The organism is Ancylobacter sp. GW821-FHT10E12, assembly GCF_058809335.1.
Map to the genome: position 1 here is coordinate 1 of NZ_JBXASN010000021.1, position 15,585 is coordinate 15,585.

9 protein-coding genes, 1 tRNA gene and 2 pseudogenes are annotated in these 15,585 nt (G+C 58.1%); 3 read left to right on the forward strand and 9 right to left on the reverse strand.

What is annotated here, in order from left to right; translation table 11 throughout:
* Window positions 1-101: 101 nt before the first annotated feature.
* From AC1RU4_RS22875 to AC1RU4_RS22900, 6 genes and pseudogenes are all read right to left on the reverse strand, one after another.
* Window positions 102-215 (reverse strand): annotated as a pseudogene (locus tag AC1RU4_RS22875) (hypothetical protein); the annotation flags it as partial.
* A 22-nt stretch (window positions 216-237) separates the two neighbouring features.
* A pseudogene (locus AC1RU4_RS22880) lies at window positions 238-537 on the reverse strand (DDE-type integrase/transposase/recombinase); the annotation flags it as partial.
* A gap of 256 nt (window positions 538-793) precedes the next feature.
* Window positions 794-2,560, reverse strand: coding sequence for a hypothetical protein (locus AC1RU4_RS22885; protein WP_492893557.1), 1,767 nt, complete (start codon window positions 2,558-2,560; stop codon window positions 794-796).
* A gap of 253 nt (window positions 2,561-2,813) precedes the next feature.
* Window positions 2,814-3,386 carry a hypothetical protein gene (locus AC1RU4_RS22890; RefSeq protein WP_492893559.1) on the reverse strand — a complete coding sequence of 191 codons (573 nt, stop codon included), beginning with the start codon at window positions 3,384-3,386 and terminating at the stop codon, window positions 2,814-2,816.
* Window positions 3,387-3,644: 258 nt separating this feature from the next.
* Window positions 3,645-7,580 carry a WcbI family polysaccharide biosynthesis putative acetyltransferase gene (locus AC1RU4_RS22895; RefSeq protein WP_492893561.1) on the reverse strand — a complete coding sequence of 1,312 codons (3,936 nt, stop codon included), beginning with the start codon at window positions 7,578-7,580 and terminating at the stop codon, window positions 3,645-3,647.
* Window positions 7,581-8,111: 531 nt separating this feature from the next.
* A complete protein-coding gene (locus AC1RU4_RS22900) occupies window positions 8,112-9,869 on the reverse strand; it encodes an ATP-binding protein (protein ID WP_492893563.1) in 1,758 nt (585 codons plus the stop codon).
* Between the two features lie 259 nt (window positions 9,870-10,128).
* On the opposite strand from AC1RU4_RS22900, the gene AC1RU4_RS22905 reads away from it, so the two are divergent.
* The gene (locus AC1RU4_RS22905) at window positions 10,129-11,040 is read left to right on the forward strand and encodes a helix-turn-helix transcriptional regulator (RefSeq protein ID WP_492893565.1); all 912 of its coding nucleotides are present in this window, start codon (window positions 10,129-10,131) and stop codon (window positions 11,038-11,040) included.
* A gap of 5 nt (window positions 11,041-11,045) precedes the next feature.
* Here the strand turns inward: AC1RU4_RS22905 and AC1RU4_RS22910 are convergent, their stop codons facing one another.
* The 3 genes from AC1RU4_RS22910 to AC1RU4_RS22920 form a co-directional block, all read right to left on the reverse strand.
* Complete coding sequence (locus tag AC1RU4_RS22910) at window positions 11,046-11,780, reverse strand: spermidine synthase (protein WP_492893567.1); 735 nt, start codon at window positions 11,778-11,780, stop codon at window positions 11,046-11,048.
* 249 nt (window positions 11,781-12,029) lie between these two features.
* Window positions 12,030-13,349: a tyrosine-type recombinase/integrase gene (locus AC1RU4_RS22915; RefSeq protein WP_492893569.1), complete on the reverse strand. Its 1,320-nt coding sequence runs from the start codon at window positions 13,347-13,349 to the stop codon at window positions 12,030-12,032.
* Window positions 13,350-13,502: 153 nt separating this feature from the next.
* Window positions 13,503-13,579: transfer RNA gene (locus AC1RU4_RS22920), tRNA-Met, on the reverse strand.
* Window positions 13,580-13,801: 222 nt separating this feature from the next.
* Here AC1RU4_RS22920 and AC1RU4_RS22925 point away from each other — a divergent pair.
* Both AC1RU4_RS22925 and AC1RU4_RS22930 read left to right on the forward strand, forming a co-directional pair.
* Window positions 13,802-14,635 carry a CHAD domain-containing protein gene (locus AC1RU4_RS22925; RefSeq protein ID WP_492893571.1) on the forward strand — a complete coding sequence of 278 codons (834 nt, stop codon included), beginning with the start codon at window positions 13,802-13,804 and terminating at the stop codon, window positions 14,633-14,635.
* A 30-nt stretch (window positions 14,636-14,665) separates the two neighbouring features.
* Window positions 14,666-15,556, forward strand: a complete 891-nt coding sequence (locus AC1RU4_RS22930) for a LysR family transcriptional regulator (RefSeq protein WP_492893573.1) — start codon at window positions 14,666-14,668, stop codon at window positions 15,554-15,556.
* Window positions 15,557-15,585: the final 29 nt, after the last annotated feature.

The following is a 15,585-nucleotide window of genomic DNA, read 5'->3' on the forward strand; positions in this document are numbered from 1 at the left end:
GGGCTTTGCGTCGTGCCATCGGGAACCTCCATCAGCTCCAGTATGGCCGCCCTGCACACGAAATTCCTGACAGTCCCAAGTGTTGGTCAACTTGGGACCCTGAACGGCCTGCGCGCTGGACGCTTGCGGTGAAAGGCAGTGACGTTGGTTGATTGCGCTGCAGCTTCGGCTGCCAACTCATCCTCAGTGGAGTCGGCTTCCAGGTCCTCGAGCTGCATCTCCAACTGGTCGAGCATGTGCACGCGAGGTCAGTTCGGTGCCGTTGCCACTGACGACCATAAGCGGCCGGCCGCGAAGGGCGATAAGTGCGTCGAGCTCGCGAGCAACCCGCCGGCCAGAGAGCGAAGTGTCCACCACGAGCGCCAGACACTCCCAGGTAAAGTCATCGACGACGACTAGCACGCGGAAGCGCCGGCCATCGACGAGTTGGTCGGCGACGAAGTCGAGGCTCCAGCGCTGGTTCGGCCCCTGCGGCATGGTCATCGGCGCCCTTGTGCCGAGCGCGCGCTTACGCCCGCCACGTCGGCGCACCGTTATCCGGCACAGCCCGCCCTCAGTGACGTGGCCTCAAGACGACGCTTACGCTTCAGGTGCCTAGCCTTGCGCTGCGAGAAGACCAAAAAAGCAGCTTCGCCGCCATCGCCACTCTCGCATGCAGCTTTATCCTCATCAAATCCGTCCACACTGCCTAAGTCGCAGGGGCAACGTCAGTCTCAGGTCATCGCCTTCATCGATCAGCCGAGGGACGTTGGGAAAACAGGTCAATGACGGTCGCCATATAGAGCCAGCACACTCAGGGAGTGAAGGCACGCCCATTGACGCTAAGAGGCACGTTGGGCAGCGGCTCGTCGCCGCCCAACGTGCGAACAAGTCTGTGACTGCGTAGGTCCCGAATTAAAGAAATATCTTTACCTTCTACACGCGCGCGCAACGACCAAATATTACCCGCTTGGATGTTCTCAATGGGTACTTGTTGCAGTCTCTCCTGGAATGCGGCGAGTCCTCCCTCGCCGCACGCACTGGCCGTAGCAAGAAAGGCCAACCGAATTGCGGGGTGTTTTGAATCGTGGACTATGCGCAATCGCGCCACGCCGAGCTTGCGGCCGGATTCGTCGATCATCAAAGTTATCGCCCGCTCACCCTCTACATCTACGAGCCGCACGGCTGCGCAGTGATCTTCGACGCGCACCGCGACAACCGCATTCTCGCTTCCGTCGAGGGTATCACCATTGAAATGCATCCCATTGAGATAAATTTCATCGGCATTACTGGGCATCAACAGACTTGTTGTAACTCCATTCATAGAGAACCATTGTGACGGATCCATGTCGAAAGACCCAAGCACCCAGTTGTCCTGCTGAACCATGGCAGTCATCTTCGGGAGATGACGGGGTCGCAAGCGCGCCGCTACTAACACAGGACGGCCGTAAGCATTGTCTTCGACGGCGGTCACAAAACTAATAGTGACCGAGGGTTTAGACTGGCGCGTCAGATCGATAGTGAAGAGTTTATCAGTGGTGCCAAAATTTCCTGCCTTGATCGAGCCGATCGCCACGCCGTCGGTCACGAACACCGTGCGAGTTTGACCGAGCCGATCGCCCCACCGCGACACGACCTCGCGCGTGCGAAGCGCAGCAAGTGCGCGAGTCGCCTCGTCGATACGATAACCGCGGTCTGATAGATTTAGCAAAACATAGATTTTGTCTATATTTGAATCGTAACCGCCAGCCATTCCAAGTAAACATTCAGATTCGAGGTAGGCGTTGATATTGCCTTCACCGTATATAAAATCGTAATCGCGACTTCGCGGTCCGATAAAGCGTCCTGAAACCGTATTGGCAGTCACGTCAGACCAAACGTAGCGTAGGAGTCGTCTGATTAGATCGCGGTCTCCACCGTCCGAAGCATATACGTATCCCGCTACGAGGGCATGGAGAGCAACCGCCAGATAGGTCGGGCTGTCGAATTCTCGAATGCCCACACGCGCCACTTCGGCTCGCCATGCCTCAAGCATCGACCGGCCACGTTGCGCCGCCACCGGGTCGCCCACTCCGGAACCGATCAACAGCAAATTAACTGCATTCATTAGATAAATATTAGTGTAGCCAACAGGTGGCTCATGGCGTGAAAGTGCTGGTATCGCCGCAATTGCATGACGTTTGAGCTGTTCGTAAAGCTCTTGCGGAAGTTGGTCTTTGAAGCCAAGAAGCAAGGGGCCCCAAGACTGGGTCCCGAACTCAATCGAATTGGGATCGTCTACTTGCTCAGCACCAGATAGAACCCAAGGGACATGCCCTGTCACCAAGTTCTGTGAGGTCAACACCGGCCATAGGAAATGTGCGGCCCGTTGAGCATCGCCGTTGACCACGAGCGCGGCTAGCGCCGCATTGCTAAAATCACGCACGTCAATACGCTTGTCTCGAGCGGCATAGCGCGCCTCAAGCTGATCCAAGCTCCTTGCAATATGCGCCGTAAGTTCTGTCTTCGGCGGTTGGCAAAAAGCCGCACGCGCCGCCTCAGTGAAACCGAGAAAAGTCATAATCGTAACGACGACCACCATGGCCTTGCCCGCTCTCCGGCGCAACGCTCTGGACATGTACTGGTCCACACAAAATTGAAATGGATAAAAATTTATTATCAACTCGATCTCCCATCCGACTACACAATGCCGTCTATCGGTAACGTAGATCTCTTAGTGAGATCGGTTAGTGTGGAGACGGTCGGTCATTCGCATCTATGGGACAAATGCTATGGCTCTGCATCTAGTGCAATGGCGGCAGTTGGCGCCCTAGCGGCACGCTTGATGATCGTATTCATCCGTCGCAAGAGTCCGTGATCATCTCGCGCGAGCTTAATCGCCATCTCTGCTGATCTGCGCGCCTCATCAAACACCCAAAGTTTGAAGTGCAGTTGGCAATATTGGCCCATCCGACAACATTAACCGAATCAAGTGCGTGGGCGCGGCCTACCCATTCTAAGGCTTCGTCGAGTCTGCCCTGCCTATCAACGAAATCGCAGCGGCGAATTTGCACCGTGGCGAGTTGGCTATGGCTTGCCCAGTTCAGTGATTCCGCCTCAAGTGCCGCCTTTGCCAGCGTCAACGCTGCGTCGATCTTCCCGAACTGCAGCGTAAGCGCGCTACGCCGCCGCAGAACGTCTGCGTTGCCAAGCGCCAATTGCTGAGCAAGGCGTAGCGTCTGCGCGGCGGTGTCGACAGCGCCCAACCGTTGCAGAGCGCTCGCCAGATACAATAGCGACCCAATATTATCGGGTGCGGCTGCCACCGCCTTTCGAGCGAGCGTCAACATGGTGTCATAATCGCCCTGCGCCTGTTTGACGGCTTCGAGTCGCCGCAGTACCATCACATCGTCGGGGAACTTAGCCAACGCATCGCGGCTTATCGCATCTTCGCCAGCGAGGTCACCAAGTTATCTTTAAATTATGTCAAATAAATGATTATTAACCGCATTCTCGATGATTATAAAATGCTTTCAAAATTAAAATCGGATAAATGAACAATTCAGTGGCGTTATAGATTTGGACTACTTCAGCTGGCTGCTGGGTGATATCGGTCTCGATTCGCCTCACTAATTTCCGATCGTCTCCTCAACTTGATTGAATTGCAAGGTTAGGTTGCGCACCGATTATCTGTGACTTAGCCTTATAGCGCTCTCGAATACGGATGCAGTGCCCACTCGATCTTCAAGCTCCGCCATCACTTTATCAAGTCGCTGCGAAATCTTCGCATCGGTGGGGCTGAATGCCAGATAGCGCTCCAAAAGCTCTTGAACTTCGGTCGTGGCGCCGTTGTCTTGGTAGAGTGCATCGCTGAGATAAAGCAGTGCGCCGCGCCGGCTGGAGTCGATCGTTAGGGCGCGCCGTAGGACGGCAATAGCCTCGACGCGCTCATCAATTCCGATCAGCGCCCGGCCGAGATCTTCCTGGGCGACGGCATCGTCAGGACACAGTTCGACAACTCGCCGAAAAGCTTCTGCCGATTCACGAGGTCGCTTCAAAGCGCGCAAAGTCTGGCCTAAATCGCGCTGAAAACGTGCGTCCTCGGGTCGTGCCGCCGCTGCTCGTTGCAGCGGTGCCAGCGCCTCCGCGTACTCCCCCGCTAGACGTAGGGCACGGCCAATGTCAAACAAGATCGCCGGATCGACGGGATTTGTAGCGAGGATCTGGCGAAATACCCTCGCCGCCTCATCAAAGTGTTTATGGTTGAGCAGCATCCGTCCAAGCCGTCGCGACAGGTCGACGTTGGCAGGAGTGCTCTCGTGTTTGCGCCGGAGCACTTCCAACGTTTCGGCCATCGCTTCCGCATCCCGCATTCCCGCGCTCATCCGCGCTTTCTTGCGAAGTGGACGACGACGCGCCTGTTCAGGCTCAAGCGCTGCGTAGTGCGCGAAAGCTCGATCCGCCTTCTCGTGATGTCCGCAATCTTCATAAGCTTGGCCGAGATCGAACCAAGCTCCCCCACGTGTAGGCGCAAGCTCAACTGCTTCGAGAAAGCAGTTAATGGCATCATTACACCTTTTAAGAGAGGCTAACGCGCGTCCAAGGTCATGATGTCCAGCAGCATACATGGGATTTTTCCGGACATACACAGTGAAGAAGGTCGCAGCTTCTACGTATCGACGCTGCGCAAAAAAGGCTTTTCCCATTTGATGAAGAACGTCATCCTGTTCTGGATCTATGGCTAGCGAAACCCGAAAAGACAACACCGCCTCGCGGAAGCGCCGAGTCGCGGCTAGGGTTCGTCCTAATTCCGCATATCCGTCAGCGGCTCCCGGTTTGATCCGACGATACTGGTTAATTAACGGTTTCGCGTCAGGAAAAACGCCAACTTGATCCATGCAATGCGCTAGATTGCGTAACCCAACCACAAGATCCTGGTGCAATACAGGCCTATAATGCGTGGCCTTTGGTCCGGTTAGGCGCTCTGCCTCGGAAGGTGAGAGCGTTTGGGCTACCTTACACTCCATGTCGTCGACAAATTCAGCATGGCTTTCGGCGAGTGTGCGGGCCATGGCGAAGAGTGTTGGGTTAAAGTGGTCCGGCAAAATGCCCAAAACAGGCACGTCGACCAATCGTGAAGCCCCGCGCGTGACAAAGCCACTCACTTCAGCGACACTCGACGCATCGCGAAGACGTAGCGAGAACGATGTTCCACGCAACGGCGAGCAAGATCGGACCATATACGCGAGGCTTCTGACATCATCAACTTTGGCTGGATCGAAGAAGCGGCTCTGCCGCAGCGGGAGGTCGATCCAGCCGAGTTCGGATTGGAGGACTGCCCGACCCTCGGACTGCGCATGGTTTGCCGCCACACCGACGACTTCGACTGGCTCGGCAGTTTCAAACTGAACCTCGGCGCGACCCTCCAGTCGGACGAATACGCCCTCGAGCACCGAGGTGCGCCGCTCAATTAACTGCTGCCCGGGTGCCTCCTCTTTATGGAAAGCGCGAAATGACATGGCCGGCAGCGACATTTTGCGTCGATCGACGTCCGCGGCACGATAACGGAGACTAGCAAGGGACTCAACGATGGTCCTTCCGAAATGGTAGGCGAACTCGCTGTGTAGGTGATCGCGGTCGGAGAATAGGACCTCCGGATGGACACCAAAGACATTTCCTAGCGCCAACGCGAAGAGGCGGCCGTCGAAAAGCGGATAGCCATGATCCGCCGCTAGCTGACGCATCGCCAGATACATCGGCCGCGTTTCGTTGATGATTTCGGTAGTCGGTAGAATGACGATAACTGGAATAGTTCGTGTTGGCAGGTTGCTGGCAATAAAGTCAAGGATCCGCTGCTTCATCTCGTTCGCGGTAGTAAGATAGTTTTTCGAAAAAAGCTCCTCACTAGAATAAAAATCAATAATCGCGTAATCAAAGCCGTTCAGGTCGCGAGTCGACGCGATTTGGGTCAGTAACGTCGTTGAACTTTCGCTCATCGAAAAGTTACGTACATGCTTTGTCATGGGATGTTGACTGATACCAAAACTATAGCCGCCACCGGCAAGGCCATTCGAGCTGCCCAATACCGCGATAGTGAGGGGGCGGACCTGTTTCTTGGGGGAGGGGGCTGCCGAATTCACCTCGACGTCGGCGGACGCCAATTGGGCTCGGATTGACTGCCGTATGAATGTCCGCCACGCCGCCTCGGCTTCGTTGGCTTCTCCCGCGTTGGCGAGCGCCCGACTCAGCCAGCGCCATACCTCCGTTGAATCCATGTCGGTCCGCGTCAGGAGAGGTCGCAACACGTCAGCTGCTTCGCGGCCCTGCTGCGTTTCAGTAAGGGCGCGACCAAGATCAAAAGCCGCGCGCCCATCGTTAGGCCGCATTTCTAGATAGGAACGTAGCGCCGAAACAGCTTGCGCGTAACTGGTCGCATCCATAAGTGAACATGTTAGCATACGCAGGCAATCGAGATCGTTTGGCGTCTCAGTGAGTGCCGTACGGAAAGCAGCGGCAGCCTCGTTCGGAAAGCCCGCATCGCGAAGGAGTGTTCCCAGGCGAATGACATCTTGAATGGTGCTTGCCGTCAGTTCCGCCTCGCCGAAAGAGAAGCCGCGGAGGCCGGTACGTTGTTCGAGCTCAACCAATGCCTGAAAAAGCTCCGAACGGGAGGCGCCCTTGCCGGGCAAAAACTCCGGCGAAGCTGTGGCACCGTTCAGATTAAATCTGCGCTCGCCCTGATAGGCATCAAGAAAGCTACGAGCATCGGACGTGTTGGCTAGGACCGTCGTCAACACAGATCGTGGCAACTGGCTGTAGAATTTATAGAGTTCTTCCAAATAGTCGCGATAGGCGACCACACGTCCGTTGAATTCAAAGGACATGTGGTGCTGGTAGGCACGAGGGAACAAATGCCGTGCAACGGAGTTCGATACCGCAATTCGCGGGAGCGGAAGATATTCCGGTCCAACTTCGGCAATATCTGGAGGGTAGCCAAGATACTGAAGTACACGGTTCGCTATCTGATAGGCAATGTTGCGACGTGGATGGTTGATCGCGTTCATTACCTCGCGATCGCGGCAGGAATTAGAAATAATATCGGACGCGATGACGTCAATGGAATGCGATTTTTCTCTGTCCTGCAGCGAAATAACACTAGACAAGAGCGCTGATTCCACGAAGTCAAAAGAATAAAGATCCGGTGAAAGCAAGCGTCGAGTCATTTGGGCGAAATTTTCGCCGAGTACGACGGAATTGAAAACATGAATATTGTGGTACGCCATGCCTATGCTTTGCTGGCGTCCCTTGCTGTGGTTGAGATAGAACCACTCCGGAAACTGCCCCCGAAAGAACAGCGAAGGGAAGGTAAGTAGAGCCGCGTCAGGCCGAATATGTGAGCGAACATAATCAAATGATCGTGTACCATTGGGGCCATAGCCTGCGCTAACGGGTTGCGCAAGTACAATATCCGCGGTCGCAAGATCCGCCAAATAGCGTTGATGGTCAGAGAAATCGCTGTCCACGTGAACTTGACGATTGACAATATCCCACTGCGGCTTCGATTCCGAAAGTAATCCTCGTAGCAAAATGGTTTGACAGTTACCGTGAATATAAATTTTCATGCCAGCGTCGCCATTTTCATAATTCGCCCTTATCTAAAGACAGCATCGGCAATGTTTACGTTATACTGTACATAGGAAGGTTTGCGCGGTGGCTCAATATATTCAGTTGAAAGCCACCCACGCCATCCGACACCATTAACTCCCAGCAAAAATCATGCCAGCTATCGATATGGATAGACAAGCTTCGATGCTCGGTCATCTGTACCCAGGCAGAGATCTGATTTAGCTTCAATCGCACATTTTAGACAGAGCGCATGCACGCGCTGTGGTTAATAACACTGACAGAAATAGACGAAGAGAGCGCAATAACTCACAGCGCTTTCGCCAATAAGCCACCAATCACGCCATGAGCGGCTGCCCAAATTTATCAGTTCCGGCTAGCCTGGAAACGACTGCGCCTTTTTCGGCCCGAAGCCATACAAAGGCATATACCCGCCAGAACTTCCGGTTCCCTGCGGTTCAAGGATTTGTAACCGTTCAGCGGCTCTCCAACGTATAGTTCGCAAACGAATGGAGCAGGTAGAGCCCCTACTACAGTAGGCATCTGTATTTCTCCACCGCTTCGACCTTGCTGCTATAGATGTCATCGGCTGCGATTGTCAGTGTTTCGCTGCTAATCGCGGCGCGCTTGTCCGCCTCGCTCCAGCCCTGTGCAGCGTCGCGCTTACTCAGACCAAATACCAGCGCTCGGCCGATCCGTAGCAAGAACTCCTGCTCTGAAACGGTAACGGCAGTGGCCATCATCTGCTCAGCTGGTTCGGCGCCAGTCGCAGTACCCACTAGCAGTTGCGCTAGTCGCTGCACTGAGGGGTAATTCATATTGACAAAAAGCTGATGTGCATCAGGATAATAGCGTGCGGCGCGTTGCGTTAAATTGCGGTCTGCGATTTCCGCTGCACTCCTCAGAAGCAGCAGTTCCGGAGCGTCTTCCAAGTCCATTACCATTTCCGTGTTCCCCTCAGGAGGAGTCTCAAATGGCTTGGGCATCGCAGATCTCTGCTTAGCTGGCTCAAGTTTTGCGTCGTTGCGAGCGTTGACGTCTTGGCCTGATAAAATCGGGCGCACGATTCTGCGCCGCTTTGGTCGCATGCGCCTAACGCCCAGGGAGGCCAAGAGTTCGGTAAGTTGCTCCGATACGTCGCGTGACATGTCGATATCTGGCGACAGCTCATCGATTAATGCGACGAGCCATTTTGGCCGATTGTCGCGAACGATTGCTGCGAAGTCGCTCAGGCGAACATGATCCTGTACGCCACCCGTATATCGCAGAAATTGCCTATATCCGTCCGCTCGTACCGGAAAGTCATCGGACAGCTCGATCAACACCGAGAAATGGCGCGCGCCGAAGCTAATGCCAAAGGCCGGTCCATCTAGCGTCCAGTGTTGGCCACGGCGAATGTCATAGAATTCACCTCCATGCACCACGCCACAAAAACTGGTATCCGGAACGAGTCCGTCCTCGTAAGAAGCGTTACGTTGATCCAGGGTTGGGTGTCGTGGATCGAAAAGATAACGGAGTGTGATGCCATCCTCTGCAAGATTCACTTGCTCATGCCGTGCGTAACGTTCGCTTATGCGTTCAGCAAGGGAGTAAAAACGACGTACTCCTTTCAGTCCATGAGTATCTTGACCAAGCAACAACTCGATATCATTGCCAATCTTATAGAATTTATTATAAATCGCGGCAGGCAACCAGTGGCGAGTCACCGAGGGGGCGTGATCATAGGGATCGATGAGCGTGTCCTGTTCAGGGCGATTGCCCATCAGTACTACCTCCGTCCAATCTCTATCTAACGGCAAGCCTTCTGTCGCGGCCTCCTCTGTCACATCCAGCACAATGGCAGGGCGACCGGTAGCTTGATCGAGCCGCGGCACCCGACCATAAACACCGTTGCGTTTTCCAATAGTAACCTCATGTATCCGCCCCTCTTTGCAGGATCGGTAACGGACGCCAATCTGGTTAGACGGTAGAGAGGCGACCTTGGCACCCATACCAAAATTCCGGTCCAGCCCCTTTTGTTTACCGATTGAGGATGCGATGTCACACATGCGGTACAATTGCACCGCATCCATACCGGGGCCGCTGTTCCATATACAAAACTTGCGAACCCCATCAACTATCTTTCCAGTAATCTCGACTCGACGCTCGCCGGACCGTGCGCGGGATGCCGCTTCCAGTGCATTCATGAGCAATTCTCGTAGCATCATAATCTTGGGGCATCGCTCGATTATGCTGGCTACAAGAAAGTCCTCATCGTCAACCCCAAGCTTCGCAAAAGACTGATCCACGTATATTCTCCCAAAAATTGATTGAATTGTATCACAATTAATACGACAAACCGCACGGAGATGTATGATATCTGATGTACAATTACGGTTGGTATCGCTGTGATACGCGCCAGGCCGGCCGATTTTCTAGCTTACCAAAGATAACAATGCACAGATACGGATCGCCCAAGCTTCATGGCAACCAGTCTATGACACCGCGGCTGTTGTTCACAAGGAAGAAACGCTTCTGCCCTATGCCCGGTGCCCGGTGCGAGCCGTCATGCTCGCGGTGCCGGCCGATGCTTTTCGCGGGCGCAAGGCACCCCCGCTCGCCGATTGCCAGCCGCGCGTCTTCGACGCCGATGGGCTGCCCGATGTCCTCGCTAGGACCGTGCAGGCGGCCGCCACCGCGCTCGACCGGCTCTCCGGACCCGAATGGGAAGCCGTAGCGCAGAGCGCGGCCGATCTTCTCCTCGTGCTGTCGGCGGAGCTGACTGCGAACAGGACCGACTCCTCGTCGAGCCGCGCCGCGCTGCTCCAGCGCATCTATGCGACCATCGAGCGGAGCGTCGGCAGCGAGGACACCTCAATCGCCGAGGTGGCGCAGGCCGAAGGCATATCCGAGCGCTATCTGCAGAAGCTGTTCGAGAGCACCGGGGAGAGCTTCAGCCATTACGTGCGGGAGCGACGCCTGCAGCGCGCCTGGCACGACCTCGCCAATCCCGCCGAGGCGGCGGTGTCGATCTCCGAGGTTGCCTATCGCTATGGCTTCGCCGACTCCGCCCATTTCAGCCGTCTGTTCCGCGAGCGCTTCGGCCTGCCCCCGCGCGAGCTGCGCCGGCGAGAGACCGACCGTCAGAGTCAGGGTGCGCTATCGAACGGCCAGCGCGGCTGGCCGCAGGAGGCGCTGGTACAGCTGCGCGCGCGCCAGACCAAGTCCGAGCCGGACACGCGCCGGAGCGTTCTGCTCGACAGCGGCGAGCCCGACGACCCGCCGGAGACACCGGCGCGCCACTATCTGCCGGTGCATGCCCCGCATGTGCACTGGGGTTATTTCAGCCGCTCGCTCAAGCCGTTGCTGGAAATCGCCTCCGGCGACATCGTCACCATCGAGACGCTGAGCCGCGCGCCAGATAGCTGGGTTACAATGGCACGCGCCTATGGGTCTGCAGGGATCAGCTCTCACGGATGAGCCCATCAGGAAGAGGCAGGGTCGCGTCCATTTCGGATGTGCCCTGGCGCGGGCTTGACACGAGTGGCTGCCCTTTTGGCGATCCAGATGACGTGTCGTTGTCCACCGCCCTTGCCATTCGCGCGTACCCTGACCTCATCCACTGCAAACCCCGCCCTGCGAAGGCGGAGGGTGAAATTCCGGTCTGGCGCTGACGACCATACGGCCAGTATGCCGCCGGGGCGCAGCACCCGACGGGCAGCTTCCAGTCCAGTCGTATTGTAGAGACCATCATTACCGGCGCGCGTCAGCGCTTCTGGACCGTTGTCGACATCCAGCAAAATCGCGTCATAGGCCGCCTGTCCAGAGCGGATCAGGCCGCCGACATCACCCTCAAGCAGTCTCACGCGTGGGTCGGTCAGGCTGGTCCCGAAAATGCTGGCCATCGGCCCGCGTGCCCAGGCGATCACCGCCGGCACCAGTTCCGCCACCACGATCTCCGCATCAGGCCCGAGTTCGGCCAGTGCCGCGCGCAGTGTGAAGCCCATACCAAGCCCGCCGATGAGCAGTCGCAATTTGGAGCGCTGTCCAAGTCGCTCACAGACCAGGGTGGCCAGCGCCTTCTCGGATCCGCTGAAGCGACTGTTCATCAGCGGGGTGGTGCCGGACATGATGGAGAATTCGTCACCCCGCTTCATCAAGCGAAGGTCGCCGAATCCACCAGGCACTTTCGCAGTATCGAGCAGGGACCAGGGAATCATCGGGAGGCAACTCGTCGGATAATGATGCGCGTCGCGTATCGCCTTTCATTGAGGCAGAACAAGAGTCGTTCTCACCGACACATATCGAGGGATGGTGCACGGGCTCATTAAGATGTTGAATTTTCTTGGATTGTCGCACCGATGTGACGACGTGTTTCTGGGCAAGCACGTTCGACGTGTTAGGCCGACCATCCCTCGATGGCCGGAGATGGCGACGAGCATGCCCATTAAGGCCTCACCGGTGCCTGTTTAGGAAGCCACTGAACGGCTTCTGGAAGAGGCGGCCCTGCGGCCGCCCGAAGGGTCCGGCTCACGCTTGCGAGTTCGCCGGGCTGAAGCCTGTTCGTCTTCAGGTTTGGCCCGGGAAACACGTTGTGAGCGCCGCACATTGATCGCCGAGGCATCCAGTAGATCCTTGATATGGGCGGCATAGAATTTCTGGATCATCTCGACGCTGGTGCGACAGTTTTTCGCCAGGGCGTAGATGTCCGCTCCTTCCATCAGACGCATGCAGATATAGGTATGCCGCAGGCTGTAGGCGGTGCGCTTGTTGCCGTCGCGATCAAGCTTCAGCCCCGCGCGCTCCAGAACGCCATTGAACAGCTTGATGTGATTGCCCGGAAAGACCGGATCGGTAGGCTTGGGGTAGGTCAAGGCCACTGGCGTGGCGCTCTCCGCTCGCTTTCGGCTCTGCCGACCAAGCAGGATCGGTTTTGCGCGCTTGAGTAGGCGCTGATAGGGCTCAACCGCGCCCGGCATGCTCTTGCAGAATCCGACGCCACGCTTGCCACGGACCTCAATCTCAAGGATGCGCTGGCCGCTATCACGGTCGTTCACGACCGCAATGTCGCGATGCTGCAGATTCTTCGCCTCATCCGGCCGCAGACCGGTGTTTGCCAGAAACAGCACATAGTCATGCACCTGCTCCGCGTTCCAGCGCCGGTGCGAGTAGGCGGCCTTCGCGTGTGTACGCGTGGCCGTGTAGAGCTGCTTGTACTCCTCCGGGCTGAACCACGGACGGTGCGCAATCTTCCCCTGGGTCCGATAGGGCGGGGACAGGTCCGGCAAGTGGGTTAGCCACCCATGGCGGGTCGCGGTTTTGAGGATCAGCCGCAGGGTCACGATTTCATCGTGCATGGTGCTGCGCGCAGGCGGTTTTCCGCTCTTGGACGTGGTCGCGCGATGAACCCGGTACTCTTGGACCTTCCCCGGCGTGACCTCGGAGACGCCCAGTTGTCCGAAGAAGGGAAGCAGATGGAGGCGGATCCGGATGCCATGGCCTTCAACCCACCGTGGGCTGCGCTGGCCTTCGGTGATGACCTGGTACTCCTTCAGGAACTGATCTGCGGCCTCTTTGATCGTCTTCTCGGTCTTGAGAAGGCCGGCGCGGGCTTTTCCGCGCAACCCCAGGTACCAGTCTTCGGCGAACTGCTTGGCCGGAGGGAGGTCGTCCTCCTTGGTGCTGACCCGATATTGGCGCCCATCGATGGAGGCTGAACATTGCCAATAGCGGCTCGCGCCTCGTTTGTAGACCTGAACCAGACCCCCTAGCAGCCCATGACTTGGCATCGCACGCCTCCTCCCTTCGATGCCACTAAAGGTAGCATAGGAAGCAGCGTCAGCCAATCGAGGTGTGCCAAGTGTGCTACGAGTGTGCTAGACCAAAACGAAGAGGCCGGCTTGCGCCGGCCTCTTGCAGATCGTTAATTTAACTTAGAAATTTGGTTGCGGGAGTAGGATTTGAACCTACGACCTTCAGGTTATGAGCCTGACGAGCTACCGGGCTGCTCCACCCCGCGTCAGTGGTCGGCGCGGCGTATGCCGTCGGCGACGACGGGTATCTAGCAATCCAACCCGGCAATTGAAAGGGGGCCGGACGTTTTTTTGTCGCGAGACTGTCGCCTTCTCTTTCAAAATTACGCATAATGAATTGAAATAAATAGAGAATTCATATGCACGCCCACACCGATAAAGATGGTGGACGACCAGAGGACCCCACGCCCGTCGTCTCTGGCGGGCTGTTGGCGACCGCGCTCGCCGCCGCGGTGGAGACGGCGGCCGGCGCGCTCGACGTCGACGATCCCGTGCGGGCGGTGCATGAATTACGCAAGGCGTTCAAGCGATTGCGCGCCTTGCTTCGGCTGGTGCGCGGGCATGGCCGCCCGGCGGCCCGGGCGCTGCGTGACGAACTCGGCGCCACCGCCGGCAATCTCTCCGGCGCGCGCGACACGGCAGTGCAGCGCGACACGCTCGACCTGCTGCTCCGCAAGAGCCTGATCTCCCGCTCTGTCCGCCGTTCCGCTGCGACGGCGCTCGCACGCGGGAGTTTGCCGGAAGCCGAAGCGGTGCCACCTTCCTTCCAGGCCGAGCTGGCGGCGCTGGTCGGCCGCTGTCGGCCGGCGGTGGTCGAGATGGCCGGGGAGGCGGGCGCGAAGGCAGTGATCGCCGCCATTGCCGAAGATTATCGGCGGGCACGCCGGCGCGGCCGGCAGGTCGACGTGACCGATGATGAGGCGCTGCACGAATTGCGCAAGGCGGTAATCGTCCATCGCTACCAGATGGAGATCCTGAGCGCCGGCTGGCCGACGCTCGGCGATCTGTGGGAGGCCGAACTGCAGCGGCTGCGGGAGAGGCTGGGCGAGCACCACGACCTTGCGGTGCTCGCCGCTGCGGTGCGGGCCGGCGGGCCGGTGGAGCAGGGCTGGCGTGCGCAGGTGCTGGAGGCGGTGCATCTGCGCCAGCAGAAGCTGGTGGCGAGCGCCGGGCGCCTGCAGGCACGGTTGTTCGCCGAGACGCCCAAGGCCTTCGCCCGCCGCATGCGTGCCTATATGCAAACCGTGCAGGATGGGGAATAAGGCGGCGGGTCTTTCAGGAGCGCCATTGCCATGTTCGTCCGGCAGATGAACTATCTGGTGGCGCTGGCGCGCGAGAAGCACTTCGCCCGCGCCGCGGAGGCGTGCAACGTCTCGCAGCCGACGCTTTCAGCCGGCATCCGCAAGCTGGAACAGGAACTCGGCCTGCCTCTGGTGGTGCGCGGGCATCGTTTCCTCGGCTTCACCGAGCAGGGCGAGCGGGTGCTGGGCTGGGCCCGGCAGATCGTCGCCGACTATGAAAGCCTGCGTCAGGAAAAGGTGGATTCGGTCGGCCGGCTGTCCGGTACGCTGCGCGTCGGCGCCATACCCTCCGCCATGTCGGCGGCGCCGGCGCTGCTGGCACCGTTCCGCAGCCGTCATCCCGAGGTGAAGGTGCAGATGTTCTCGCTCAGTTCGGCGCTGATCCAGCGCGGGCTCGACGAGCTCGATCTCGATGCCGGCATCACCTATCTGGAGACCGAGGCGCCGAGCCGGGTGCGTCGGCTCGACCTCTATGCCGAACGCTATGTCTTCGTCACCCGCGCCGGCGAGAAGCTGGCCCGGCGCCGCTCCATCGGCTGGGCGCAGGCGGCGACCGAGAAGCTGTGCCTGTTGACGCCGGACATGCAGAACCGCCGCATCATCGACCATGTGCTGGCCGGGCTGGGGCTCGCCTCGCAGCCGGAGGTCGAGACCAATTCCTTCATGGGAATCTGGGCCTTCGTCCGGCGCGGGCCGTGGTCGAGCATCGTGCCCGCCGCCAGCTTCAAGGGCCTCGGCGATGCCGGCGACCTCAAGGCCGTGCCGCTGGTGGAGCCAGAGCACGTGCAGCCGATCGGGCTCGTGGTGTCGGACCGCGATCCGCTGCCGCCGGTTGCCGCGGCGCTGATGAGGCTGGCCCGTGCGGGCGTCGAGTTCGATTAGAATTATTCGCGTAAACGACGCGTTTTAAT